This window comes from Streptomyces sp. RKAG293, from assembly GCF_023701745.1.
Lineage (GTDB): Bacteria > Actinomycetota > Actinomycetes > Streptomycetales > Streptomycetaceae > Actinacidiphila.
In genome coordinates this window covers 1,809,913-1,835,587 of sequence record NZ_JAJOZB010000001.1, presented here as the reverse complement: position 1 = coordinate 1,835,587, position 25,675 = coordinate 1,809,913, and the positions used below count along the sequence as shown (strand labels likewise).

The 25,675-nt window shown below is 73.4% G+C and carries 23 protein-coding genes; 10 read left to right on the top strand and 13 right to left on the bottom strand.

What is annotated here, in order from left to right:
• Positions 1–121 precede the first annotated feature (121 nt).
• Positions 122–559: a cupin domain-containing protein gene (locus LNW72_RS07975; RefSeq protein WP_250974758.1), complete on the top strand. Its 438-nt coding sequence runs from the start codon at positions 122–124 to the stop codon at positions 557–559.
• Between the two features lie 58 nt (positions 560–617).
• On the opposite strand, the gene LNW72_RS07970 is transcribed toward LNW72_RS07975, so the two are convergent.
• Positions 618–1,076, bottom strand: a complete 459-nt coding sequence (locus LNW72_RS07970) for a MarR family transcriptional regulator (RefSeq protein WP_250980053.1) — start codon at positions 1,074–1,076, stop codon at positions 618–620.
• 154 nt (positions 1,077–1,230) lie between these two features.
• On the opposite strand from LNW72_RS07970, the gene LNW72_RS07965 reads away from it, so the two are divergent.
• Together LNW72_RS07965 and LNW72_RS07960 are read left to right on the top strand one after the other, a co-directional pair.
• Entirely contained in the window at positions 1,231–2,466 is a 1,236-nt protein-coding gene (locus LNW72_RS07965; protein ID WP_250974757.1) for an MFS transporter, read from the top strand.
• A gap of 68 nt (positions 2,467–2,534) precedes the next feature.
• Entirely contained in the window at positions 2,535–2,972 is a 438-nt protein-coding gene (locus tag LNW72_RS07960) for a heme-binding protein (protein ID WP_250974756.1), read from the top strand.
• An 89-nt stretch (positions 2,973–3,061) separates the two neighbouring features.
• Here the strand turns inward: LNW72_RS07960 and LNW72_RS07955 are convergent, their stop codons facing one another.
• The 7 genes from LNW72_RS07955 to dhaK form a co-directional block, all read right to left on the bottom strand.
• Positions 3,062–3,451, bottom strand: coding sequence for a hypothetical protein (locus LNW72_RS07955; protein WP_250974755.1), 390 nt, complete (start codon positions 3,449–3,451; stop codon positions 3,062–3,064).
• A 109-nt stretch (positions 3,452–3,560) separates the two neighbouring features.
• Positions 3,561–4,424 (bottom strand): NlpC/P60 family protein, encoded by an 864-nt coding sequence (locus LNW72_RS07950; protein ID WP_250974754.1) that lies wholly within the window; start codon positions 4,422–4,424, stop codon positions 3,561–3,563.
• 243 nt (positions 4,425–4,667) lie between these two features.
• The gene (locus LNW72_RS07945; protein WP_250974753.1) at positions 4,668–8,474 is read right to left on the bottom strand and encodes a helix-turn-helix domain-containing protein; all 3,807 of its coding nucleotides are present in this window, start codon (positions 8,472–8,474) and stop codon (positions 4,668–4,670) included.
• A 141-nt stretch (positions 8,475–8,615) separates the two neighbouring features.
• Entirely contained in the window at positions 8,616–9,272 is a 657-nt protein-coding gene (locus LNW72_RS07940) for a peptidylprolyl isomerase (RefSeq protein WP_250974752.1), read from the bottom strand.
• A gap of 230 nt (positions 9,273–9,502) precedes the next feature.
• Positions 9,503–9,910, bottom strand: a complete 408-nt coding sequence (locus LNW72_RS07935) for a PTS fructose transporter subunit IIA (RefSeq protein ID WP_250974751.1) — start codon at positions 9,908–9,910, stop codon at positions 9,503–9,505.
• A complete protein-coding gene (dhaL, locus tag LNW72_RS07930) occupies positions 9,907–10,572 on the bottom strand; it encodes a dihydroxyacetone kinase subunit DhaL (RefSeq protein ID WP_250974750.1) in 666 nt (221 codons plus the stop codon). Before dhaL ends, LNW72_RS07935 begins: the two co-directional genes overlap by 4 nt.
• Before the next feature lie 141 nt (positions 10,573–10,713).
• Positions 10,714–11,706 (bottom strand): dihydroxyacetone kinase subunit DhaK, encoded by a 993-nt coding sequence (dhaK, locus tag LNW72_RS07925; RefSeq protein ID WP_250974749.1) that lies wholly within the window; start codon positions 11,704–11,706, stop codon positions 10,714–10,716.
• Positions 11,707–12,167: 461 nt separating this feature from the next.
• Here dhaK and LNW72_RS07920 point away from each other — a divergent pair, with 461 nt between their 5' ends.
• The 6 genes from LNW72_RS07920 to LNW72_RS07895 all read left to right on the top strand — a co-directional run bounded on the left by LNW72_RS07920 (position 12,168) and on the right by LNW72_RS07895 (position 20,116).
• The gene (locus tag LNW72_RS07920; RefSeq protein WP_250974748.1) at positions 12,168–12,818 is read left to right on the top strand and encodes a TetR/AcrR family transcriptional regulator; all 651 of its coding nucleotides are present in this window, start codon (positions 12,168–12,170) and stop codon (positions 12,816–12,818) included.
• Between the two features lie 107 nt (positions 12,819–12,925).
• On the top strand, positions 12,926–14,116 hold the full coding sequence (locus LNW72_RS07915) for an acyl-CoA dehydrogenase family protein (protein ID WP_250974747.1): 1,191 nt from the start codon (positions 12,926–12,928) through the stop codon (positions 14,114–14,116).
• 39 nt (positions 14,117–14,155) lie between these two features.
• Positions 14,156–15,022 carry an oxygenase MpaB family protein gene (locus LNW72_RS07910; protein WP_250974746.1) on the top strand — a complete coding sequence of 289 codons (867 nt, stop codon included), beginning with the start codon at positions 14,156–14,158 and terminating at the stop codon, positions 15,020–15,022.
• 78 nt (positions 15,023–15,100) lie between these two features.
• Positions 15,101–17,278: a serine/threonine-protein kinase gene (locus LNW72_RS07905; protein ID WP_250974745.1), complete on the top strand. Its 2,178-nt coding sequence runs from the start codon at positions 15,101–15,103 to the stop codon at positions 17,276–17,278.
• Between the two features lie 156 nt (positions 17,279–17,434).
• Positions 17,435–18,553, top strand: coding sequence for a nitronate monooxygenase family protein (locus tag LNW72_RS07900; protein ID WP_250974744.1), 1,119 nt, complete (start codon positions 17,435–17,437; stop codon positions 18,551–18,553).
• 9 nt (positions 18,554–18,562) lie between these two features.
• Positions 18,563–20,116: an acyl-CoA synthetase gene (locus LNW72_RS07895; protein WP_250974743.1), complete on the top strand. Its 1,554-nt coding sequence runs from the start codon at positions 18,563–18,565 to the stop codon at positions 20,114–20,116.
• Positions 20,117–20,202: 86 nt separating this feature from the next.
• Here the strand turns inward: LNW72_RS07895 and LNW72_RS07890 are convergent, their stop codons facing one another.
• Both LNW72_RS07890 and cpt read right to left on the bottom strand, forming a co-directional pair.
• Positions 20,203–22,167, bottom strand: a complete 1,965-nt coding sequence (locus LNW72_RS07890) for a hypothetical protein (protein WP_250974742.1) — start codon at positions 22,165–22,167, stop codon at positions 20,203–20,205.
• An 88-nt stretch (positions 22,168–22,255) separates the two neighbouring features.
• The gene (cpt, locus tag LNW72_RS07885) at positions 22,256–22,789 is read right to left on the bottom strand and encodes a chloramphenicol phosphotransferase CPT (protein ID WP_250974741.1); all 534 of its coding nucleotides are present in this window, start codon (positions 22,787–22,789) and stop codon (positions 22,256–22,258) included.
• A gap of 77 nt (positions 22,790–22,866) precedes the next feature.
• Between cpt and LNW72_RS07880 the strand changes: the two genes are divergently transcribed.
• Positions 22,867–23,724: an endonuclease/exonuclease/phosphatase family protein gene (locus tag LNW72_RS07880; RefSeq protein WP_250974740.1), complete on the top strand. Its 858-nt coding sequence runs from the start codon at positions 22,867–22,869 to the stop codon at positions 23,722–23,724.
• Here LNW72_RS07880 and LNW72_RS07875 read toward each other — a convergent pair.
• The 3 genes from LNW72_RS07875 to LNW72_RS07865 are packed head-to-tail and all read right to left on the bottom strand — an operon-like array spanning position 23,701 to position 25,654.
• Entirely contained in the window at positions 23,701–24,642 is a 942-nt protein-coding gene (locus tag LNW72_RS07875) for a phosphotriesterase (protein ID WP_250974739.1), read from the bottom strand. The two genes, LNW72_RS07880 and LNW72_RS07875, sit on opposite strands and share 24 nt — an antisense overlap.
• Positions 24,639–25,073, bottom strand: a complete 435-nt coding sequence (locus tag LNW72_RS07870) for a carboxymuconolactone decarboxylase family protein (protein WP_250974738.1) — start codon at positions 25,071–25,073, stop codon at positions 24,639–24,641. The genes LNW72_RS07875 and LNW72_RS07870 overlap by 4 nt, the downstream gene beginning before the upstream one ends.
• Entirely contained in the window at positions 25,070–25,654 is a 585-nt protein-coding gene (locus LNW72_RS07865; protein WP_250974737.1) for a DUF4865 family protein, read from the bottom strand. Before LNW72_RS07865 ends, LNW72_RS07870 begins: the two co-directional genes overlap by 4 nt.
• Positions 25,655–25,675 lie beyond the last annotated feature (21 nt).

Below are 25,675 nucleotides of genomic sequence, written 5' to 3'. Positions count from 1 at the left end.
TCCGGGTGCTGCCACACCGTAGGAACAGCTGGTCCGTTGACCCATGTGGTGGGACACCACAGTCCCGCCGCACCCTGTGCGCGCCGGCCCCATGCCGCGTCGAGTGCGAGAGGCTGGGTCCATGACGGATATCTCTGAACTGGTCGCGCTGCTCGGTCTGGAACCCCATGTCGAGGGCGGGTGGTACCGGGAGACCTGGAAGGCCCCTGGTGAGGCGGTTCCTGCCGGGTATCCGGGGCCGCGGGCGTTCGCGACCGGCATCTACTTCCTGCTGCACCCGGGCGAGGTCTCGAAGTGGCACCGGGTGCGCTCCGACGAGCTGTGGCTGTGGCACCGCGGCGGCCCGCTGCGGATGCGGCTGGGCGGCGACGGTGAGCGGCCGGACGAGTCCGGGGCCGTCGAGGCGGTGCTCGGGAGCGGGGTCGAGAACGGGGAGCGGCCGCAGTTCCTCGTGCCCGGCGGGTACTGGCAGTCCGCCGAGCCCGCGGGTGACGAGCCGGTCCTGGTGACGTGCGTCGTCGCCCCCGGGTTCGACTTCGCGGACTTCACGATGGAGTGACCGCGGTGCGGTGCGCGCTCCGGGGCGGGCCGCCCGCCCCGGAGCGCTCCCGGGCGGTTCAGGCGGGCGCGCCCAGTGATTCGACGGCGTTGGCCAGGGGGGTCAGTTCGGGGTTCTTCGCGGCCTCGTCGAGGGCCTCGCGCAGGGCGGCGTCGTTCGTCGGGCGGGCCTCGGCGAGCAGTTGCAGACCGGCTTCGCTGACGTTGGTGTAGATGCCGCGGCGGTCGGTCGGGCACAGATAGCGGGAGAGCAGCCCGCGGTCCTCGAGCCGGGAGACCAGCCGGGTGGTCGCGCTCTGGCTGAGGACGACGGAGTCGGCGACCTGGTGCATCCGCAGGTGGCCGCCTTCGCCGTCGTGCTGGCGGCTGAGGACGTCGAGCAGGGAGTACTCGCGGACGCTCAGGTCGTGCCCCGCCTGCAGCGCCCGCTCGATGTGCGCCTCGATCCGGCCGTGCAGCAGCGACAGGGCCCACCAGCCCTGGGCGAGACCGGTGAGTGCGGGGTCGGTGGCGGTCATGGTGGGTCCCTTCTGCGGCGAGGTGCGGGCGTGCGCGCGCATACAGCACAGGATAGAGCACTTCCGCGATAGCCCGCGTTTGCAATGAAACGCGTCTGCAATTATTGTGGAGTCTCGTAAGGCGCACCCGCAACGTTACTGGGAAGTGAACCCCATGCCTCTCGCACTCCTGGCCCTCGCTATCGGGGCCTTCGGGATCGGCACCACCGAGTTCGTGATCATGGGGCTGCTGCCCGAGGTCGCCGCCGACTACGGCGTCTCGATCCCGACCGCCGGATTCCTGGTCACCGGGTACGCGCTCGGTGTGGTGCTCGGCGCCCCGCTGATGACCGTCCTCGGCACCCGGATCTCCCGCAAGCGCATGCTGATGCTGCTGATGGGCCTGTTCATCGCGGGCAACGTGATCTCCGCGGTCGCCCCGGTCTTCGGTGTGATGCTCGCCGGCCGGATCGTCGCGTCCCTCGCGCACGGCGCGTTCTTCGGCATCGGCGCGGTGGTCGCGGCCGGCCTGGTCGCCCCGGCGAAGAAGGCCGGAGCCATCGCGATGATGTTCACCGGCCTGACCGTCGCCAATGTCGTCGGCGTGCCGCTCGGCACCCTGGTGGGCCAGAACTTCGGCTGGCGCACCACCTTCTTCGTCGTCGCTGGCCTCGGCGTCCTGGGCCTGCTCGGCATCGCCAAGCTGCTGCCCGAACAGCCCCGGCCCGAAGGGGTACGGCTGCGCCACGAGGTTGCCGCCTTCCGCAACGTCCAGGTGCTGCTCGCGATGGCGATGACCGTGCTCGGCTTCGGCGGGGTCTTCGCCGCCATCACCTACATCACGCCGATGATGACCGACGTCGCCGGCTTCGCGGACACCTCCGTCACCTGGCTGCTGGTCCTGTTCGGCCTCGGCATGGTCGGCGGCAACCTGATCGGCGGCCGGTACGCCGACCGCCGCCTGATGCCCATGCTGTACGTGACGCTGGGTTCCCTCGCCGTCGTCCTGACGCTGTTCACCTTCACCGCCCACAACAAGATCACGGCCGCCGTCACCATCCTGCTGATCGGCGCCCTGGGCTTCGCGACCGTCCCGCCGCTGCAGAAGCGCGTCCTGGACCAGGCGGCCGGCGCCCCGACCCTCGCCTCCGCCGTGAACATCGGCGCCTTCAACCTCGGCAACGCCCTCGCGGCCTGGCTCGGCGGCATCGTCATCGCCTCGGGGCTCGGCTACACCGCGCCCAACTGGGTCGGCGGCGCGCTCGCCGCCGCGGCGCTGGTGCTCGCGATCGTGTCGGGCTCCCTGGAGCGCCGGACCACCGCCCGCGGCCGGCTCGCCGCCGGCAGCGTGCCCGCCGCGGCCACCCCGTCCGCCGGGCAGGAGCCGGTGTCCGTCCCGGCCCACCTCTGAACCGTCCGGTCGCCCACCGCAGGATCCTGCCGCGTCATCGCACCACCCCACTGAGGAGAGACACCCCCATGAGCACCGTCACCCCCACCGCCGTCTTCCCGCTGACCGTCCAGGACGCCGAGGCCCTCGTCGAAGCCGCGCGCGCCGCCGCGGAGACCGCCGGAGTACCGGTCAGCGTCAGCGTTCTCGACGCCGGCGGGCACCTGCTGGCCTTCCGGCGCGACGACCGCGCGGTGCTGATCTCCGGTGAGACCAGCACCCGCAAGGCGTTCACCGCGCTGCAGCTGAACGCCCCGACCGCGGACCTGGTGGGGGCCGTCCAGCCCGGCGCCCCGTTCCACACCCTGCCGACCGCCCTCGACCGGCCGCTGCTGTTCATCGCGGGCGGCGTGCCCGTCCACCGCGGCGGGCGCCTGATCGGTGCGATCGGCCTCGGCGGCGGCGCCCCCGAGCAGGACCACGGCATCGCCGTCACGGCGCTGCGCGCCCTCGGCGACGTGGCCTGACCTCCGCGGACGGACAGCACGGTGGGCCGACCCGGATCCGGGTCGGCCCACCGTGCTGTCCGCCGACCGGAGGCCGGCGGGTCGTCAGATCAGCACTCGCGCAGGCCAGGAGCGGGGTCCACCGGCGTCTTGACGCTCACGGCCGGCACGTTGCCCCACTGGCCGTTGTCGAGCTGCGTCCAGTACCAGATGTCGTTGCCGCCCGCGTGCCGGTCGCCGTGGCCCCAGCACTGGAACCAGCTGAACGTCGAGTTCAGCTGCCCCCTGACCGCAGAGTTGTACGAACGGTCGGCGTACCCCTTCGCTCCGGCCGCGTTCCCGCAGTGCAGGCGGCCGTCCGCCCAGATGCTGCAGTCGGCGGCGGCCTGGGCGTGCGGGGCGGGTGCCGCGGGCGCGGCCGAGGCGGGGACGGCGGCCGTCAGCCCCGCGGTGAGGGCGGTGGCGGCCAGCGCGAGGACGAACCTGCTGCGTGCGGACATGACTCCTCCAGATGATGGGTGTGGTGGTGCCTGGGGTGAGGTGGGACGTGTGTGTGGTCCGGGGCTTCGTTACGCCCTTACGGGGTTACGCGCTCAGGGCGTTACGCCCTCACGGACAGGTGGGTACGCCGTCGAGCCAGGCGGGACCCTTGATGTAGATGTTGGTGATCCACGCGCGGTAGTCCGGCAGATAGGACCAGGCGTCGTTGGTGAAGCCCTCGGCGGTGACCGACTGCGCGTGCTTCTGACAGCTGATCTTCACCGAGGTCGGGCCGGCGAACTTGTACACCCGCGCGCTCGTGGTCGACGCGTCGGCGTGCGTCCAGACGTCGGTGCCCCAGGTGCTGAAGCCACCGCCCGGCGCCGCGGCGCCGTCGATCCGGACCGCCCCGGCGTAGTCGCCGCCCACCCGGGCGTCGCTGACCATGACGTGAGTGCCCGACTGCCGGGCCTCGACCATCTTCCCCGCGCCGAGGTAGACGGCGATGTGGTGGATCGCGCCGCCGTTGCCGTAGGCCAGCAGGTCACCGGGGCGCAGCGGCGCGGTGCCCTGGGCGGCACTGAAACGCGCCGACGCGTGCGTGGTGTTGAACTGGCTCCGGGAGGTGCCGTTGAGGATGTCCTGCCCGGTGGCCTGTGCGTAGGCGAACCGCACCAGCCCCGAGCAGTCGAAGCCCCGCCGCTCGGGGTCGTGGTTGCTGGCGGGGTCGCTGGGGTCCACCTGTCCGTAGGTGGCACCGGGCTGGGCACCGTGGCCGCCGCCCCACGAGTACCAGACGCCGATCTGCCCGCAGGCCGCCCGTACCGCCTTCTCCGCCACGGCCGAGGAGCCCGGCGCGAGTACGTCGCAGGTGCCGGCCGCCGCCGCGGCCCGCACCGGGGCCGATGTGGTCGCTTGGGCGGTCGATACGGCCGGCCAGCCGCTGAGCGCCAGTACGCACAGGGCGGTGGCCGCCCTGGTGATCGTCTGCATCCTCTGCCGGGTGATCCTGTGCCGGGTGATCCTGTGCCGGGTGATCCTGTGTCGGGTGTGTCGCATTCCTGGTCCCCGTTCGTCCCGCCGAAAGTCCGGTCGCTGCGGTTCGGTTGCTGCCCTCCGAGCCTGTGCGGCGGGCCGGTCGCTGTCGAGGACCCGCCCGTCTCCTGATCCGACGGGAAACGGGAAACACCTGGGGAAACAGCCCTGATCAGCGCTGATCGGCTCCGGACGGCGCTGTCATGACGGGCAGACGGGTCGGTACGGCACGCCGGGGAGCAACTGCGCCCAGCGCGTCCGGTCCGCCCCTCCTGCCAGCCGGCAGATCTCGGCGCCGCGCTGCCGCACATCGACGTTCCACAGCCGCACGGTGCCGTCGTTGCTGCTGCTCGCCAGCATCGGCTGCCGGGGGTCGAAGGCGACCCCCCAGACGGCGCCGCTGTGGCCGGTGAGGGTGGCGGTGAGCCGCCGCGCGCCGGTGTCCCACAGCCGTACGGTGCCGTCGCTGCCACTGCCGGCCAGTGTCCGGCCGTCCGGGCTGAAGACCACCGCGCGCACCGCGCCGCTGTGGCCGGACAGTTCGGCGGTGCGGTCGGCGGCGCCGTGCCCGCTCGGGTCCCACAGCCGTACGGTCCCGTCGTTGCCTCCGCTGGCCAGGGTCCGGCCGTCCGGGCTGAACGCCACGCCCCGCACCGAACCGCTGTGCCCCCGGAGCACGGCGCCGGCCCGGCGGCCGGCCACGTCCCACAGCCGCACCGTCAGATCGTCGCTGCCACTGGCCAGCGTCCGCCCGTCCGGACTGAACGCGACGGTGTTCACGAAGTCCTGATGCCCGGTGAGGTCCGTGATGAGCCGGCGCCGCGCCACGTCCCACAGTTTGACGGTGCCGTCCGCGCTGGCCGAGGCGAGGAGTCGTCCGTCGGGGGAGAAGGCGACGGCGAAGACGGATCCGTCGTGGCCGGTGAGGTCGGCGAGCAGCCGGCGGTGGGCGACGTCCCAGAGCTTGACGGTGCGGTCCGCGCCGGCGGAGGCGAGGAGTCGTCCGTCGGGGGAGAAGGCGACGGCGAAGACGGATCCGTCGTGGCCGGTGAGGTCGGCGAGCAGCCGGCGGTGGGCGACGTCCCAGAGCTTGACGGTGCGGTCCGCGCCGGCGGAGGCCAGCAGCCGGCCGTCCGGGGAGAACGCGGACTGCCAGAGCTCGGCGAACGGACGCGTGGTGAGCGCGGACCTGCCCAGGTCCCACAGCACGATGGACTGGTCGAAACCCGCCGTGGCCAGCAGGTTTCCCGGCCCGACGGCGATGGACAGCACGTAGTCGGTGTGTCCGGCGAGGGTGGCCGTCACCCGGTGGGTCGCCGTGTCCCAGAGCTTGGCGGTGCCGTCGCCGCTGGTGCTGATGACCGCGCTGCCGTCCCGGCTGAACGCCACCGCGTTGATGTCGTCGTTGTGGCCGGTGAGGGTGGCGAGCGGTCGTTGCCCGGCCACGTCCCAGAGTCTGACGGTCCGGTCGGCGCTGCCGGAGGCGAGGGTTCTGCCGTCCGGCGCGAAGGCGACGGAGAGGACGTCGTCGCTGTGGCCGGTGAGGGTCGTCAGCGGTTGCCGGCCCGCGACGTCCCAGAGCCGGATGGTGCGGTCGGCGCTGCCGGAGGCGAGGGTTCTGCCGTCCGGCGCGAAGGCGACGGAGAGCACCTGGTCGGTGTGGCCGGTCAGCGTCGTCAGCAGGCGCCGGCCCGCCACGTCCCAGAGCCGGACGGTGCCGTCCGACCCGCCGGAGGCGAGGGTCGCGCCGTCCGGCGCGAAGGCGACCGCCCGGACGCCGCCGCTGTGACCGGTCAGCGTCCCGGCCGCCCGGTGGTCCGCGACGCCCCACAGCCGCACGGTGCCGTCCGAGCCCGCCGAGGCCAGCAGCCGGCCGTCCGGGCTGAACGCGACGGAGCGCACCGGAGCGCCGTGCCCGGTGAGGGCCGCCACCGTCCGGTGGTCCGCGACGCCCCACAGCCGCACGGTGCCGTCCGAGCTCGCCGAGGCCAGCAGCCGGCCGTCCGGGCTGAACGCGACCGCGTTGACCGGTCCCGTGTGGCCCCTGAGCCGGCCGGCGAAGTACTGGGACTGCGTGCTGAGCAGGGCGCCGCGCGCCTCGGTGGTCGGCGCGGTGCGGTACGCGGCGGCGGCCAGCAGTATCGACGCCTCCGGCTGCCCGGTCGCCAGCGCGCCGGACCGCACCGCCATCTCCTGCGACTGCGCGACCCGGCGCTCGTCGAAGGCGCGCGACCGCTGCTGGAACGCGAGGCTGCCGGCGAGGACCGCGACGACCAGCAGCGCCGCGAGGGTGACCAGCAGCCGCCGCTGGATCGTGGCCTGCTGCCGCGCGGCGGTCCGGCGGCCCCGCTCCTCCACCAGACTCGCGTCCAGGAATTCCGCCTCGTGCGGGCCGAGTTCCGCGCGGCCGTCGGTCTGCTCCGCCCATTCCCGCGCGACGGCCAGCCGGTTGCCGCGGTGCAGCAGCCCGGGGTCGCGCAGCTCCCGCACCCACTCGCCCGCGGCCTGGGCGAGCTGCTGATGGATCAGCAGCCCCGCCCGGTCGTTGTCGATCCAGCCGCGCAGCCGGGGCCAGGCGCGCAGCAGCGCCTCATGGGTGATCTCCACGGCGTCCCGGTCGACGGTCAGCAACCGGGCCCGCACGAAGGCGTCGAGCGTCGCCTCGGCGGCCCGCCGGTCCGGCAGCTGCTCCAGTAGCGGATCGCGGTCCGCCCTGCGCCGGGACTCCACGTCACCGTCGCCGACGTGCACCAGCCGGACCAGGATGCGCCGGGCGAGGTCCTGTTCGGCCGGCCGCAGCCGGCCGAAGACCTCCTCGGCCGACCGGGCGATCGCCCCGTGGATGCCGCCCGTCGTCTCGTACCCCGTCACGGTCAGCGTCCGGCCGCTGCGCTGCTGCCAGGTGACGAGCAGCGCGTGGGAGAGCAGCGGGAGCGCGCCGGCCGCCGTCCCGCGCGAGGCGCCGCGCACCTCCAGATCCCGCAGCAGCAGTTCGACCAGGCCCGGCTCCAGCGCGAGCCCCGCCCGTTCGGCGGGGCGGACGACGGCCTCCCGGAGCTCGGCCGCCGTCATCGGGCCCAGCGCGAACAGCCCGTGGGTGAAGACCGCCGCCAGCTCCTCGTGTTCGAGGCAGCGCCCGCAGAAGTCCGCCCGCATCCCCAGCACCACCACGGCGGGCGGCTCCCCGCCGCCGGTCGCGGCCCGGGAGACGGAGCAGAGCACGGCGACGAAGGCGTGCCGCTCCGCCTCGTCCGCGCAGAGCGTGAACGTCTCCTCGAACTGGTCGACCAGCAGCACCAGCCGCGCGGCGCCGAGGACGGGACGCAGGATCTCCGCCAGCCGGCCGGGCTGCTCGGAGAGCTCCTCCGGGGTCACGTCGAGGCCGGTCCCCAGGGCCTCCGTGACACAACGCAGCAGCTCCTTCAGCGGGTTCGGGGTGGGGGTGCACACCACCACCGGCCAGCCCCGTGAGCCCGCGACGGGCAGCGCACCGCGCTCCAGCGCCGGTACCAGCCCGGCCCGCAGCAGCGAGGACTTCCCCGCGCCGGAGGGGGCGATCACCGCCAGCGGCCCGCCGCCGATCCGGCCGGCGAGCTGTTCGAGCAGCTGGGCGGTGGCCCGGTCCCGGCCGAAGAACCACCGCGCGTCCTGCGGGCGGAAGGCCGCGAGCCCCGGGTAGGGGCACACCGCGTTCCGCGGATCGTCCGGCTCCGGGGCCCTGGCCGGTGGCACCTCGGGCACCAGCCGCGCCAGCGCGCCCCCGGCCAGCAGCTCTTCGTCGCACCGGCGGGCCAGATCGGGGGTGGGCGGCTTGCCACCGTTCTCGATCTTGCTGAGATACCCCTTGCTGTAGTGGATCCGCTGCGCGAGCGCGGTCAGCGACAGCCCGCGCTCACCCCGCAGCCGGCGCAGCTCCGCCCCGAATCCGGCCGCCCCGAATCCGGCGGCCGCTGAAGGCGGACCGGTCTCCTCCGTCCCGCTCGCCGACGTGTCGTCCGGTCCACCCATGCGTACTCCCGCGGAGATCCGGATCACCACGCTACAGGTGGGATCGTGATACTTGGTCACCAATTGGCATGACTGCGGGGGACGGTGGCGGTCAGCTCGGGCGTGGTGCCGGCCCCGGGGGTGCCGGGGCCGGTCCCGCCGTCACCTGGTGCTGATCTGCACCTTCCTGATGTCCACCGGAAGCGTCGGGTAGCCGTCGCCGGGGCCGTTCTGGTCGTCCTCGCCGGCCGCGGCGATCTTCTGCAGGACGTCGAGACCCGCGGTGACCTTGCCGAACGGGGTGTAGGCGGGGGAGAGCTTGGTGTCCTTCCAGACGAAGAAGAACTGGCTGCCGTTGGTGTTCGGGCCGGCGTTGGCCATCGCCAGCGTCCCGGCCGGGTAGGTGGCGCCCGTCAGGTTCTCGTCGGGGAAGGAGTACCCTGGTCCGCCGCTCCCGGTGCCGGTCGGGTCACCGCACTGCAGCACGTACAGCCGCTGGGTGGTGAGGCGGTGACAGTGCGAGCGGTTGAAGTAGTCGCGCTCGGCCAGGAACCGGAACGAGTACGTGGTGCACGGCGCCTTGTCCGTCAGCATCTTGACGGTGATGGAGCCCTGACCGGTCTTCAGCGTCGCGCTGTACGGTCTCGCGGCCTTCCGCGCGTCGAAGACCGGTATCCCCTTGAAGTTGTCGGCGGGCACGGCCGCGGTGTACGCGCAGGGGGCGGGCGCCGGTGGCGGATCGTCGGCGGCCGCGGCCGTCGTCAGGCTGAGCGGGAGAACGGCGGCGGCGGTGAGCAAAGCCCATTGCTTGCGCTTCATACGAGGACCCTCCGGATCGAACCTGACACGGCCGCACCATGCCTGCCCGATCTGGTGGGGGCTAAGCGCCGCATGGGCCCGGTGGGACGTGATGGCCGAAACCGGTGCGTCCCCGTGCGGGTTCCGCCCCCCCGGGTAGCCGGTGCGCCCGCCGCTCGACGGGCCACCGGACGGGCCGTCCGCCCGACGTGCCGCCCGCTCGCGCGGGGGACCCGCCGGGCGGCGGCCGGTCACACCTTGCGGTACGTGTACGCCTCCTCGGCCGCGGCGACGACCGCCGCCAGGTCCGCCCCGGCGGACGCGGTGACCACTGCGGCGACCGCGCCCTCGACGAAGGGCGCGTCGACGAGCCGGGTGCCCGGGGGAACTTCGTCCTCCTCTGCCAGCATCGCCTTGACGGTGAGCACGGCGCTGCCCAGGTCGACCAGGACCGCCACCCCGGCGCCCTGGTCCACGGAGTGCGCCGCCGCCGCGATCAGATCCGAGCTGGTGCCCAGCCCACCGTCGGGAGTGCCGCCCGCCGGGGCGACGGGCGCGACCGCGCCGCCGCCGGCCAGCCCCGTGGCGAGCAGGCCGACCGCTTCGGCGACCGCCGCGCTGTGCGACACCAGGACGATGCCGACCAGACCGCCGCTCATGCCACCGCCTCCGCCGCGGTGTCCGCGAGCGCGGCGACCAGCAGCGCCGCCGAGGTCGCGCCGGGGTCCTGGTGTCCGATGCTGCGCGGGCCGAGATAGCTCGCGCGCCCCTTGCGGGCCTGCAGCGGCACGGTCGCCGCCGCGCCCTCGTCCGCGGCGATCCGGGCGGCGGCGAGGCCGTCCGCGAGCCCGGCGCCCGAGTCGAGCGCGAAGGACAGCGCCTCCACCGCCGGGACGAGCGCGTCGAGCATCGTCTTGTCGCCCGGTACGGCCCCGCCGAGCTTCCCGACCGCCTCGACCCCGGTCCGCAGGGCGTCGCGGAACTCCTCGGGGGTGGCCGGGGTGCCGTCGCCCAGCGCCTTGCCCGCTCTGCGCAGCAGCGTGCCGTACAGCGGGCCCGCCGCCCCGCCCACGGTGCTGATGAGCTGCGCGCCCACGAGGGTGAGCACCCCGCCCGGGGTCTGCGGCGGCTCCAGCTCCACCGCCGCGTGCGCCGCGGTGAAACCGCGCCGCATGTTGCTGCCGTGGTCGGCGTCGCCGATGGGGGAGTCGAGTTCGGTCAGCCGGTCCGCCTCGCGGTCGACGACCGCGGCCGCCGTCGCCAGCCAGCGGCGCAGGAAGTCGGCGTCGACCACCGGGCCGGGAGCCGTGGATGCGTTCATGCGGTCCTCTCTACGGGGCGTGTCCATGGAGTCGGGTGCGACAGGGCCTGGGGCACGGCCGCGATCAGCAGCACCAGCGCGAGGGCTGGTTCGCGGCCACGACCTCGCAGCTTCAGCGCTAGCGCTGTTCGCGGCCGTGGCCTAGCAGCCCCAGCGCAGGCCCGGGGTGGAGACCGGGGCGTCCCACAGCCGCAGCAGCTCCTCGTCCACCTGGCACAGGGTCACCGAGCAGCCGGCCATGTCGAGGGACGTCACATAGTTGCCGACCAGGGTGCGGGCGACCGGTACCTTGCGTTCGGCCAGCGCCCGGTGCACCTCGGCGTTGAAGCCGTACAGCTCCAGCAGCGGGGTGCCGCCCATCCCGTTGACGAGGGCGATCACCGGCGCGTCGGGCCGCAGGTCCTCGACCACCGCGTCGACGACGACATCGGCGATCTCGCCCGACGTCATCATCCCGCGCCGTTCGCGGCCGGGCTCGCCGTGGATGCCGACGCCCAGCTCCAGCTCACCGGCGGGCAGATCGAAGGTGGGACTGCCCTTGGCGGGGGTCGTGCAGGCGCTGAGCGCCACGCCGAAGCTGCGCGAGGACTCGTTGACCCGCCGGGCGAGCGCTTCGACCCGCTCCAGCGGTGCGCCCTCCTCGGCCGCGGCGCCGGCGAGCTTCTCGACGAAGAGCGTCGCGCCGGTACCGCGCCGGCCGGCCGTGTACAGGCTGTCGAGGACGGCGACATCGTCATTGACCAGGACCTTGGCGATCTGCACGCCCTCGTCCTCGGCGAGCTCGGCCGCCATGTCGAAGTTCAGCACGTCGCCCGTGTAGTTCTTGACGATGAACAGCACGCCCGCGCCGCTGTCCACCGCGGCGGCCGCGCGGACCATCTGGTCCGGCACGGGCGAGGTGAACACCTCGCCGGGGCAGGCGGCGTCGAGCATGCCCCGTCCGACGAACCCGCCGTGCAGCGGTTCGTGCCCGGAGCCGCCTCCCGAGACCAGGCCGACCTTGCCCGCGACGGGCGCGTTCCGGCGCACGATCAGCCGGTGCTCGACGTCGACGATCAGTTCCGGGTGGGCGGCCGCCATGCCCCGCAGGGCGTCGGCGACCACACTTTCAGCCACGTTGATGAGCATTTTCATGAGGTGCGGCCCTCCGCTTCAACAGCTGTCGTTGCGTCCACTGTGCACGCTGGCAGCCTACGTACCGGGCCTGGCGAAGGCACCCCGGCGGCGGGCCCGGCGCGGCGCCCGCCCCACATGATCCAGGACGGCGAGGGCTCCGCCCACAGCCGCAGCGACCGCGCGACGATGCTGTCCGAGGTCACGAGGGCCTGCTCCGCCTCCACGTGCGTGAGGAAGACACCGGGCGGGATGACGGGCGGCATCGGCAGCCTGTCGGGGGTGAAGGTCACGCAGAACACGCCCTCGACGCAGCCGCTGAGCCGGGTGAGGTACAGCGGGACTGCCGCTGAGATCGAGCCGGTCCGCGCTCAGGGCGAGCCGGCCGGGGCCGTCGTGGGGACCCGGCGGAGGGCGGTGACGCCCGGCGGCCTTCTGGCATACTGCGGAAATCCTGTGGCAGTTGGAGAGTAGGCCCGATTTTGAATAATAGTCAACAGCGTGGAACGGACGTTCCACGAGGACCGCGCGGCACCGACCGGTCCCTGGCGCGGCGAGCCGAACTCATAGCCACCGGCCGCAAGTTGTTCGCCAACACCTCGTACGACGCCCTCTCCATGGACGACATCGCACGGCACGCGGGCGTCGCCAAGGGGCTGATCTACTACTACTTCAAGAACAAGCGCGGCTACTACCTCGCCATCGTGCGGGAGTCGGTCGAGGAGCTCGTGGTGCGTGCCTCCAGCACCGCCGACCTGCCGCGCGCCGAACGCGTGCACCGCACCGTCGACGGCTATCTGCGCTACGCCCAGCACAACCAGGCCGCCTACCGCACGATCGTGAGCGGCGGTGTCGGCTTCGACGCCGAGGTGCACGCGGTCCGCGACGCGGTGCGCGAGGAACTGCTCGCGGCGATCGCCGAAGGCGCGTACGGACACCGGGATCTTCCGGTGGTCGCGCGCACCGCGCTGGTCGGATGGCTGTCGTGCGTGGAGGGCGTGACCCTGGACTGGCTCGGCCATCAGGGGCTGGAGCGGGACGTGGTGCGGTCCCTGCTGGTGCGCATGCTGCGGGACACCCTGCTGGCGATCCAGGACTTCGACCCGTCCTGCCCCGCACCGGTCACCGAGTGACGGCGTGGTTCGCCGCGCGGCGTTAGCCCTTCCGAATTACTGGAACGCGTTCTAGTCTGTCCGCCGTCGCCGCAGGGACCGGGGACCCGGAGACCTTAGGAGGGGCCGTGCACCTGGACTACACACCCGAGCAGCAGCAACTGCGCGTGGAGCTGCGTTCGTACTTCGCCGGACTGGTGCCGGACAACGTCTACGCCCGCTACGCCGATCCCGCGGCGCAGAAGAAGTTCTACCGGGACACCGTCCGCCGGCTCGGCGCCGACGGCTGGCTGGGCATCGGCTGGCCCGCGGAGTTCGGCGGCCGGGGGCTGTCGCCGATGGAGCAGTTCATCTTCTTCGACGAGGCGGCACAGGCGGGAGTGCCGCTGCCGCTGATGGCACTGAACACCGTCGGCCCGACGATCATGCAGTTCGGCACCGAGGAGCAGAAGGCGTACTTCCTGCCGAAGATCCTCTCCGGGGAACTGGACTTCGCGATCGGCTACTCCGAGCCCGACGCGGGCACCGACCTCGCCGCGCTCAAGACCCGCGCGGTGCGCGAGGGCGACGAGGAGACCGGCACCTACACCGTCAACGGCCAGAAGATCTGGACCACCAACGGCGACACCGCCGACTGGGTCTGGCTCGCCGTGCGCACCGACCCGGAGGCCCCGCCGCACAAGGGCATCACGATGCTGCTGGTGCCCACCTCCGACCCCGGCTACTCCTGCACGATCATCAACACCCTCGCCTCGCACGACACCACCGCCAGCTACTACGAGAACATCCGGGTCCCGGCGAGCCGCCGGGTCGGCGCCGAGAACAAGGGCTGGCGGCTGATCACCAACCAGCTCAACCACGAACGCGTCACCCTCGCCGCCCACGGCACCATGGCGATCCGCGCCCTGCACGACGTGCAGCGCTGGGCCGCAGGCACCAAGCTCGCCGACGGCAGCCGGGTCATCGACCTGGGCTGGGTGCGGCGCCGGCTCGCGCTGACGCACACCCGGCTCGACGCGATGAAGCTCCTGAACTGGCAGATGGTGGACGCCCTCCAGCAAGGGACGCTCACTCCGCAGGACGCCTCCGCGGTCAAGGTCTACGGTTCCGAGGCCCGCCGTGACGCCTACGCCTGGCTGATGGAGATCGCCGCCGCGGCCGGCCCGATGAAGGAGGGCTCCGCGGGCGCCGTCCTCCACGGCGAGCTGGAGCGCGGCTACCGCAGCGCGGTCATCTTCACCTTCGGCGGCGGCAACAACGAGATCCAGCGGGAGATCATCTCGTGGATCGGCCTGGGTATGCCGCGCGTCCGCCGTTAGCGTGGGGGTGGGGGTACACCGGCGGTGAAGGAGGCGGCGATGCGCGACGCGGACCCCGGGCTCTTCGGGCCCGGGTCGGTCACCTGGCAGCTGCACGGCGACCCGATCATGTGGGTCGCCGGGGTGCGCGCCCTGTATCTGCAGGCCCTGCACCCCCGCGCCGTGCGGGGCGTCATGGAGAACTCCGACTTCCGGAAGGACGCCTGGGGGCGGCTGCTGCGGACCGCCGACTTCGTCGGCACGATCACCTACGGCACCTCCCTCCAGGCCGAGCGGGCCGGGGCCAGGGTGCGCGGCATACACCGCAGGCTCGGCGCGACCGATCCGCGCACCGGTGAGCGGTACGGCGTGGACGACCCGGAACTGCTGCTGTGGGTGCACTGCGCCGAGATCGACTCGTACCTGGCGGCCGCCAGACGGTCCGGGCTGCCGCTCACCGTCGGCCAGGCCGACGCCTACGTCGACGAGCAGCGCACCGCCGCGCGGCTGGTCGGCCTGGATCCCGGCACGGTCCCCGACAGCACCCTGGCGCTCGCCGACTACTTCGAGAAGGTCCGGCCGGAGCTGGCCGCCACCGCGGACTCGGACGCGGTGTACGAGTTCCTGCACGCACCGCCGGTGCCCTGGCCCCTGGTGCCGGCCAGGGCCCTGCTGTGGGCCCGGGTCGCGGACCTGGCCTACGGGGCGCTGCCGCCGTTCGCCCAGCGGCTGTACGGCCGGCCCGCACCGTCCGCGGCGGCCGCCGGGCTGCGGTTGCGGCTGGCCGGCCGGGCGCTGCGCACCATCCCCTCCCAGCTGCGCTGGCAGCTGCCGCCGGGACATATCCTCAAGGCGGTGGGGCGGCTGGGGCCCGGAAGCCATCCGTCCGTGTACAAGCTGCGCGAAGGGGCTCGTTCCCTGCCGTAATGCGGCGTGCCGCCCGGCGGTACCTGCGGCCATACTGGACGCCGGGGGACGTACGCGGAACGACGGGGGCGGCGGCGGATGATGGCGGCTGTACACGATGGCAGTGGCACGCTCATTCAGAGCCGGTACCGGCTGAACGAGCTGATCGGCCGGGGCGGGATGGGCGAGGTCTGGCTGGCACTGGACGAGTCGCTCGGGCGGCGGGTCGCGGTCAAGTGCCTCAAGCCGCTGAGCCCGGCGGCGGACGCCGGGTTCACCCGGATCCTGCAGGAGCGGTTCCGGCGCGAGGCCCGGGTGGCGGCCTCGCTGCAGCACCGCGGGGTGACCGTGGTGCACGACTTCGGCGAGCACGACGGCGTGCTGTTCCTGGTGATGGAACTGCTCGACGGACGCAATCTGCTCCAGGTGCTGGACGACGCCCGGCGCCAGCCGCTGCCGGTCCCGGACCTCATGGACATCGCGGAACAGGTCGCGTCGGCGCTGGCCTACACCCACGCGCAGGGCATCGTGCACCGGGATCTGAAACCGGCCAACATCATCCGGCTGAGCGACGGCGCCGTGAAGATCTGCGACTTCGGCATCGCCCGGCTCGGCCACGACATCGGCTTCACCTCCCGCCTCACCGGCACCGGCATCGCCATGGGAACCCCGCACTACATGTCGCCGGAACAGATCGGCGCGTCCGAGGTCGACCAGCGCAGCGACCTGTACTCGTTCGGCTGTGTGCTGTACGAGCTCGCCACCGGGGCGCCGCCGTTCGACATGGACGACGCCTGGGCCGTGCTGGTCGCGCACCGCGACACCGTGCCCGAGCCGCTGTGCGCCGGCCGGCCCGACCTGCCGCAGGAGCTGGAGCGGCTCATCCTGGACCTGCTCGCCAAGGCCCCGGACGACCGGCCGCAGAACGCGTCGGACGTCGGCGGCCGGCTGAAGGCGATGCGCGGGGCGGCGGAGCGCCCGGTCGTCCCGGCGGCCCCGCTGCCGTCCTGGGCGCGCGACCTGGCCTCCGACTCCGGCGCCCGTGCCACCCGGGCCTTCCACGCCGCCGCGCCGCCGCGCCACGAACTCACCGGCGCCTGGTCCACTCGCGCCGCCTCGGGCGCCGTCGCGCCCGCGCCCGAGCAGCTCGCGACGCTGGCCGCCCGGCACACCGAGGGAATCGACCTGGAGCGGCTGGGCCGCTGGCAGGAGGCGTACGACCTGCACACGGCCGTCGCCGCGGAACGCGACCGGGCGCTGGGCACCGAGCACCCGGACACCCTGACCAGCCGCCACGAGGCGGCGTCCTGCCTGGCCCGGCTGGGCAGGACCGAGGACGCGATGCGGCTGTACGACTACGTCGCCGGGGTGCGGCAGCGGGTGCTCGGCGCCGACCACCCCGACACCCTCGCCGCCCGGCACGAGGCGGCGTACGCGCTCGGCCGGCTCGGCCTGCACCTGGAGGCCCACCAGGGCTACTCCGCGGTGCTCGCCGCCCGTGAGCGCACCCTGGGCGCCGAGCACCCCGACACCCTGCGCTGCCGGCACAACCTGGCCTTCAACCTGGGCCGGCTGGGACGGCTCGACGAGGCGCACGCCATGGCCGTCGAACTCGCCGCGGTCCGGGCCGGGGTGCTGGGCCCCGACCACCCCGAGACGCTGGTCACCCGCTACGAGGTGGGCTACGTGCTGGGGCAGCTCGGCCACTGGGCCGAGGCGCTGGAGGTGTACGGGGAGGTGGCCGCCGCCCATGAGCGCACCCAGGGGGCCGGCCACCAGGACACCCTGGCCGCCCGCTACGAGATGGGGATATGCCTGGGCCGGCTGGGGCGCAGCGCGGAGGCGCTGGAGCTCTACCGCGACCTGGTCGCGGCCCGCACCCGCACGGCGGGCCCGTCCGACGCCGAGACGCTGCGCGCCCGGCACGCCCTGGGGGTCAACCTCGGCCGGCTCGGCCGCTGGGACCAGGCGCTGGCCGAGGCGGGGACCGTCGCGGAGATCCGTGAGCAGGCACTGGGCGCGGACCACCCCGACACCCTGGTCAGCAAGCGCGAGGTCGCGGTGGGGCTCGGCTGGCTGGGCCGGTGGGAGACCGCGCTGGACGTGTACCGAGAGGTCGCCGACGCCCGGACACGGGTGCTCGGCCCGGCCCATCCCGACACCCTCACCAGCCGCAACGACGAGGCGCACTGCCTGGAGCAGCTCGGCCGCTCGGCGGAGGCACTCGCGCTCTACCGCAAGGTCGCGGCGCAGCAGGGCGGTCCGCAGCGGCTGTGAGTGCCCGGGAGCGGCCGTGGGTTGGCGGGAGCGGTCCCGGAAGCCGCCCCGGGCGTGGCCGTGAACGGCCGGGAGCGGCGCTGACTTTCCCAAATATCTGACGTTGCGTCAGATAATCTCTTCCGTCTCCACGCCCGCTGCGGCATCCTGCCCACCATGGAGACGGAGCTGAGCAAACGGCTGGGTATCGAGCACGCCATCTTCGGCTTCACGCCGTTCCCCGCGGTGGCCGCGGCCATCAGCCGCGCCGGGGGAATGGGCGTGCTCGGTGCGGTGCGCTATTCGGACGCGGACGAACTCGCCCGCAGCCTGGACTGGATGGAGGAGAACACCGGCGGCCGGCCCTACGGCCTCGACGTCGTGATGCCCGCCAAGAAGGTCGAGGCTCCCGGCGGGCAGTCACTGACCGAGGCCGACATCGAGGCCATGATCCCCGAAGGGCACCGCGAGTACGTCCGCCAGGTGCTCGCCAAGCACGGGGTGCCGGAGCTGGGACCGGACGACGTGTCGGGCTGGCGGATCACCGGCTGGATGGAACAGGTCGCCCGCAACCAGCTCGACGTCGCCTTCGACTACCCGATCAAACTCCTCGCCAACGCGCTGGGCTCGCCACCCGCCGACGTCATCGCCCGCGCCCACGAGCACGACATCCTCGTCGCCGCCCTCGCCGGCAGCGCCCGGCACGCCGGGCACCACAAGGACGCCGGCATCGACATCGTCGTCGCCCAGGGCTACGAGGCAGGCGGCCACACCGGCGAGATCGCCAGCATGGTGCTGGTCCCCGAGGTCGTCAGCGCCGTCGAGGGCATCCCCGTGCTGGCCGCGGGCGGCATCGGCACCGGTGAACAGGTCGCCGCCGGACTCGCCCTGGGCGCCCAGGGCGTCTGGCTCGGCTCGGTGTGGCTCACCACCACCGAGGCGGAACTCCCCTCGCAGGTGCTCATCGACAAACTGCTCGCGGCGGGCTCCGGCGACACCGTCCGGTCCCGGGCCCTGACCGGCAAGCCGGCCCGCCAGCTGCGCACCGAATGGACCGACGCCTGGGAGGACCCGGCCGGGCCCGGCACCCTGCCGATGCCGCTGCAGGGCCTGCTGGTCGCCGACGCGGTCTCCCGGATCCAGAAGTACGAGACCGAACCGCTGCTCGGGACCCCGGTGGGCCAGATCGTCGGCCAGATGAACTCCGAACGCAGCGTCCAGGCGGTCTTTGACGATCTCACCCGCGGTTTCGAACGGGCCGTCGACCGCATCAACCGCATCGCCGGCCGAGCCTGAGGAGGCACCATGACGTCCACCGCACCCAACGGCTTCTGGGCACAGGCCGCCCAGGACCCCGACCGGCTGGTGCTGGTCGCCCCGGACGGCGACGAATGGAACGCCGGCCGGCTCAGCGCCGCCTGCAACCAGCTCGTCCACGGACTGCGCGAGGCCGGGCTCGAACCCGGTGACGCCTTCGCGGTCGTGCTGCCCAACAGCGTCGAGTTCTTCACCGCCTATCTCGCCGCGTTCCAGGCCGGCTTCTACCTGGTGCCGGTCAACCACCACTTCGTGGCACCCGAGATCGCCTGGATCCTGTCCGACTCCGGCGCCAAGGTCCTCATCGCCCACGAGCGGTTCGCGGCCGACGCGCTGGCCGCCGCCGACGAGGCGGAGTTCCCGGTGGACCGGCGGTTCTCGGTCGGCGAGGTGCCGGGCTTCCGGCCGTACGCCGAACTGACCGGCGGACAGCCGGTCGGCGCGCCCGCGGACCGCACCAGCGGCTGGGTCATGAACTACACCTCGGGCACCACCGGACGCCCCCGCGGCATCCGCCGCCCGCTGTCCGGGAAGCTCCCCGAGGAGACCTACCTCGGCGGGTTCCTCGGGATCTTCGGCATCAAGCCGTTCGACGACAACGTCCATCTCGTCTGCTCGCCGCTCTACCACACCGCGGTGCTCCAGTTCGCGGGCGCGGCACTGCACATCGGGCACCCCGTCGTCCTGATGGACAAGTGGTCGCCCGAGGAGATGCTCCGCGTCATCGACCGCTACCGCTGCACCCACACGCACATGGTGCCCACCCAGTTCCACCGCCTGCTGGCCCTCCCGGAGCCGGTGAAGGAGCGCTACGACGTCTCCTCCATGCGGCACGCCATCCACGGCGCCGCGCCCTGCCCCGAGCACGTCAAGCGCGCCATGCTCGACTGGTGGGGGCCCTGCGTCGAGGAGTACTACGCCGCCAGCGAGGGCGGCGGCACCTTCGCACCCGCCGCCGACTGGCTCAAGCGGCCCGGCACCGTCGGCAAGGCGTGGCCGATCAGCGAGATCGCCATCTACGACGACGACGGCAACCCGCTGCCGGCGGGCGAGGTCGGCACCGTCTACATCAACATGAAGACGGGCGGCTTCAGTTACCACAAGGACGAGGGCAAGACGAGGAAGAACCGCATCGGCGACTTCTTCACCGTCGGCGACCTCGGCTATCTCGACGAGGACGGCTATCTGTATCTGCGCGACCGCAAGATCGACATGATCATCTCCGGTGGCGTCAACATCTACCCCGCCGAGATCGAGGCCGCGCTGCTCACCCACCCCGCCGTCGCCGACGCCGCGGCCTTCGGGATCCCGCACGACAGCTGGGGCGAGGAGGTCAAGGCCGTCATCGAACCCGCCGCCGGCCACAAGGCGGGGCCCGAACTGGCCGACCACATCCTGGCCCACTGCGAGAAGCGGCTCGCCGGCTACAAGCGGCCCAGGACCGTCGACTTCATCACCGAGATGCCCCGCGACCCCAACGGCAAGCTCTACAAGCGGCGGCTGCGCGACCCGTACTGGGAGGGCCGCGACCGCGCGCTGTGACCACGACCGCCGGTCGGCGGGCGCCCGCTCGCGCTGACCGCCGGTCGGCAGGCGCCCGCTCGCCCTGACCGGCGGGCGGGGCCGCGTCAGATCTCCGGCGGCGGGCCCCAGCGGCCCGGGTCCGGGCGGCCGAACGGCAGGCCGGCGCTCTCGCAGGCCCGGCGCAACTGGTCGGTGTCCGGCAGGTCGAAGCTCTCCTTGCGGATGACCTGGCCGGTCGGCGACCAGACGAAGAGCGCCTCCTGGCCCTCCTCGTGGGTGTCGACGCCGATGCCGCCGATCGCGGTCCGGGGGTGTTCCCACCGGGTACGGCCCGAACCGCCGCGCGAGGCGAGGCGGATGCCGTCCGGGCCGAGGGCCAGCCCCGGGCGGCGCAGGTCGTACAGTCCGCCGAGCAGCGCGCCGGCCGCCGCGGCCGCCGGCAGACCCCACAGGAGCCAGCTCATGTCACCGCTGAGATAGCGCGTCTTGAAGCCGGCCACGCCCACCACGACGACCATGAGCACGGCGCCCGCGATGTAGTACCACTTGCGGGTGGCCCAGGGCATGTCCAGCACGACGGGCTCCGCGGACGCCCCGGCGGGCAGTTCCGGCCGGTCCTGGACGACGCCCGCCGTCAGGCTCGCGTAGGCCGCCGTCTGGTAGGCGTCGTGCTCCGGGTCGGTGAGCGGATAGCCGAACGCCCGCGCCCGGTCCCGCAGTTCGGTGCGGGAGATGCGGAGCGCGCTGAGCGGCGCGTTCAGCTGCTCGGTCCCGTCCTTGCCGCGCAGCCGCAGCCAGGGGTGGCCGTGACGGGTGTTGATCTCCATCGCGCCGATGTCCGCGCGCTGGACCCGGATCTCCGTGCTGCCGCCCTCCCAGCGCAGATACTCCGAGCTGACGGCCAGCACGGCGTCCGGGGCGATCTGATGGGGGAGGAAGCCCGGCCGCAGATCGTAGGCGCGGCTGCGCGGCCCGTCCTCGATCACCCGGTAGCCGCGCGACCGCAGCACCGCGAACAGCTCCTCCGCCGGGATCCGGCCGGTGTGCGCGGTGCCCAGCAGCGCCAGGTCATGGCCGTAGACCTGCAGCAGCGCCGCCGGCTCGGCCCCGCCGCCTCCCGTGCCGGGAGCGGACAGCGGCTGCGCGACCAGCCCGGCGATGCGCTCGGCGGCCAGGTCGGTGCTGCCGAAGACCGGGTCGAAGGCGGTGATCCGCTCCGGGGTGACGGTCCAGTGCGCGGGCCGGTTCCTGGCCAGCCGGACGAGGTGTCCCGCGGCCAGCACCACGACCGCGACACCGAGGGCGTTGATCAGCGCGACGCGTCCGGGGACCGCCGTCGGGCCGTCGACGACCGCCGCGACCAGCAGCGCGGTCGCACCGCAGGCCAGCGCCGCCAGCCGGCGTCCGTACTGCCGGGCGCGCAGCCCCGGTTCGGCCCTCGACAGCTCGACCGCGCCCTCCTGGGCCGCCGGCAGCGGTCCCTCCGCCGCGGCGGACAGCAGCGCCGCCTCGCGGCGGGCGAAGACCGTCTCCCAGTGCACCGCCGCGCCCGAGGCCGCGCCCTGCCGGTCCACGATCCGGACCGGGGCGCCGAGCCGCCGGGCCGTCAGATGGAACGGGAACATCGCCAGCGCCATGTCCTCCACGCCCATCGAGCAGAGCCTGCCGACTTTCGTCGCCCCGTACTCGGCCGGCGCCAGGACCTCGAGGTCCGGCACCAGCAGCGTCAGCGGCCGCTCGCGGGAGAACGGATGGGTCACCCGCACCCGGCCGCCCCGCAGTTGCTGCAGCCCGCTCGCGCTCAGCCGCCAGAACGTCAGCGGCCGCAGCCGCCGCCATCCGGCGGCGGCACCCCAGGCGAGCGCCGCCACGGCGAACGGCACCACCAGCCGCAGCAGCCGGTCGTCCGCCAGCACACAGGCGATGACGCCCGCGAGCACGGCCGTCGACAGCGGCATCCACCAGGGCGCCGGGTCCGACCGCAGCCGGTTGCTCTCCAGGACGGCGCCGGCCCCGGGCCCGGTGACCGGCCCGGCGGACCGGGGCGACGACGCGTGCGACGGCTGCATGAGTGGCCTTCTCCCGAGACAACGGTGGTCCGAATATCCTTTCAGACGCCCGGAAAGGCGAGCCCCGAGGCCGGTGGGCGCCCCGGGATCAGCCGGTCCGCGCGGCGATGGCGCGGGCGCACACCAGCGACTCGGTGCGGGTGGTGTCCACCTCGAGGTCGTACTCCACCCCTTCGTGCACGAGCAGGGCCTGGGAGCGTGCCATGCCCGCGACCCGGTCACCTCGGGCGGCCTCCCGCTCCGCGGCGACCCCGGCCTCGCACCGCACCCCGACCCACAGCACCTCGAGACCCGCCAGTGCCGTGCGCCATCTGGCCTGCGAGCCGGCGCCGCCGAGGAACACCTCGTCGACGACGATCCGGGCACCGGCGCGCGCCATGGCCGCGATGCCCTCGGCCCAGGCCACGTCGAGCAGCCGGAACGCGGCCCCGGTGGTCACGTCGCCGTCCGGGCCGAAGGAGATACCGGAGTCCGAGGCCCGCATCGCGGCGGGCAGCGCGTCGACGAGGGTGTCGACGCCGAAGCTCAGCCATGGTTCCGGAAGGACGGTTTGCAGACAGCGGGCGATTCCGCTCTTCCCCGCACTGGATCCGCCGTTGAGAATGATCACCTGGGTGGGCATTCCGCCACCGTAGGCGTCGGGAGAGGAAGCGGCCAGTGGATACTGCGAGCGCCCGGGACGGTGGGACCATCCGCCTGATGACCTGGAATCTGTGGTGGCGGTTCGGGCCCTGGGAAGCGCGCAGGGACGCGATCGCGCACGTGCTGCGGGAGGAACGGCCCGATGTCCTGGGGCTGCAGGAGGTGTGGGGGAGCACGAGCGAGAACTTCGCCGGGTGGCTCGCCAAGGAACTCGGCATGGAATGGGCCTGGTCCCGCTCACCGGTCCAGGACCGCTGGCACCGGCGCAACGGCGGTGACACCTCGGTCGACGTGGGAGTCGCGGTCCTGAGCCGGTACCCGATCCTGGAGACGGCGGAGCGCCGGCTGCCGGCGGGCGGCTTCCCCGACGACGGCAAGACCGTCCTGCACGCCCTGATCGACGCCCCCGGGGGCCCGCTGCCGTTCTTCACCACCCATCTCAACTCCGGCCCGGCGGAGTCCGCCGTGCGCTGCGCGCAGGTGCGCGAGCTGGCGGCGTTCGTGGACGAACGGACGGGGTGGGGGACGGAGCGGGCGGGCGGGAGCTTCCCGCCCGTCGTGTCCGGCGACTTCAACGCGGAGCCCGACTTCGACGAGATGCGGCTGATCGGCGGCTACCGGACGGCACCCGCCGTACCCGGGCTGGTGCTGCTGGACGCCTGGCGCTTCGCCGACCCCTCGCAGCCGCACGGCACCTGGGACATCGCCCACCGGGATTCGGTCAACTTCGGTGACCGCCCGAGCTGTATCGACTACCTCCTCGTCGGACTCCCGGGCCCCGGTGGCCGCGGCCGGGTCCGCAGCGCCCGCCGCGCGGGCGACGCGCCCGTCGACGGGGTGTGGCCCTCCGATCACGCCGCCGTCGTCGCGGAGCTCGCGACCGGGCCCGTCCTAGCCGTCGATCCACTCGGCTGACAGCGCCCGCGCCGGATTGGCCACGAAGAGCGCCTCGGCCGCCCGCACGCCCAGTTCCCGCTCGATCCGCGGCCGCAGGGTGTGCAGCAGATACGGCATACCGGGCCCGCCGCCGGTCGCGGCGCGTGCCGCGGCCGTCGTGGTGTCACCGCCGAGCAGCAGCTGTCCGGTGTGGCCGGCCTCCGCGAGGGCGAGCAGACAGTCCAGCAGCCGCCAGTCGGTGGCGTGGTTGGCCCGTGAGGGGCCGTCGAAGGCGAGGAAGGCCCCGGACGCGGCGAGTTCGCGGTGCGCGCGGAGGTCGGGCGAGCGGTTGAGGTGGCCGAGGATCACGCTCGCCGGCGGCACCTCCAGCTTCCCGCAGAGCAGTTCGAGGACGTCGGGCGCCGCCGTGCCCAGCTCATGGTGGACACCGATCGGGGCACCGGTCGCGTGATGGGCCTGCGCCGCCGCCGTCATGACGTACCGGGCGTGCGCGTCGAGGGCGTGGAAACCGCCCGCGACCTTGATCATGCCCGCGCGGGCGGTGCCGGGCGGGGCGTCGGGGTCGTCACCCGGCCGCAGCCCCTGCGTCAGCTCCGACACGAAGAACTCGGCCGCCCGGCCCCGCAGCCGGTCCAGCGCCTTCGGCGCGTAGTGCGCGGCCTGGTGCAGCCCGGTCGCGGCCACCACGTGCACCGACGAGGCCCGGGAGACCGCCGGGAGGTCGGCGGCGCGCCGCCCCAGGCCGAACGGCGTCCACTGCGCCACGCCGCGGCCGCCCAGTTCGTGGAACGTCCGCAGCTCGGCCTCCGCGGCGCCGGGGGAGTCCAGCTCCTGTCCGGCGAGGGCCGGAACGCGGAAGAAGAGATGGTCGTGCGCGTCGGTGACGCCCAACTGCCCGGGCGGGATGTCGCCGAGGACCGTTCGGACCGTCCTCATGCGGTCGCGTTCTTCCCGCTCTCGTTCTTCCCGCTCTCGTCCGTCGCGAGCGCGTCCTTCCCGAGCGCGCCCGTCACGACGCGCAGCCCCGCCAGCGCCTTCGGCACGCCGATGTAGGGGGCGAGATGGACCATCACCTCGACGATCTCGCGCGGCTCGATCCCGATGCGCAGGCTGTTGCGCACATGGTCGTCCAACTGCGGCTCCACACCGCCCAGCGCCGCCAGCGCGGCGAGGTTGGCGATCTGCCGGTCGCGCAGCGCCAGCCCCTCACGCTGGTAGGTGCCGCCGAACAGGGCCGTCACGATCCAGTCCGGGAAGCCGGGGGCGACCGCGTCGAGCCGGGAGAGGGTGGCCTCGATCGTCTCCGGGCCCGCCAGTTCGCCGAGCAGCCGGTAGCCCGCCTCGCGGTCGATGTTCGCCTGCTTCACCACTGTCGTCCCGTCTCGATGGTGTCCAGTTCGGGCGCCGACACGTGCAGCACCTCGTAGCGGTCCCCGGCCGCGGCGGGAGCGGTGTGCTCCCAGAGCGTGAAGTGCAGCAGCTCCCAGTGCCGGGGGTCGACGGTGAGCGCGGCCGAGTGCACGCCGGGGGTGGCGGCGTACTCGCGGACGGCGCCGGCGGCGCGGTCGATGACGGCGGCCGGATCCTCGCCGGGCGGGATCGGCACGGCGCGGCGGGTGGCCGCACGGGGGACCCGGCCCGCCGCGGGCCCGTGCTCGAAGGCCAGCCCGGTCCAGTGCTCGACCTCGGGGCGCCCGAAGTCATCGATGATTCCCCGGAATCCCGGCCCCCAGAGGAAGCTGTTCATTCCCTGCGGGGTGTTCCACAGATAGAACGGCGCGTACTGGTTGACGGGCGAACCGTCGGTGCCGCGTTCGCGGATGAGATACGCCTTGAGCCCGAGGCCGGGGAAGTCGTCGAGCAGATGGCCCCTGGACTCGACCCGACGGCGGATGATCTTCATGTCGTAGTCGGCGGGCAGCGTGATCCGGTACTGCATGGCGTGCATCGGGCTGAACTCCCTACGGCT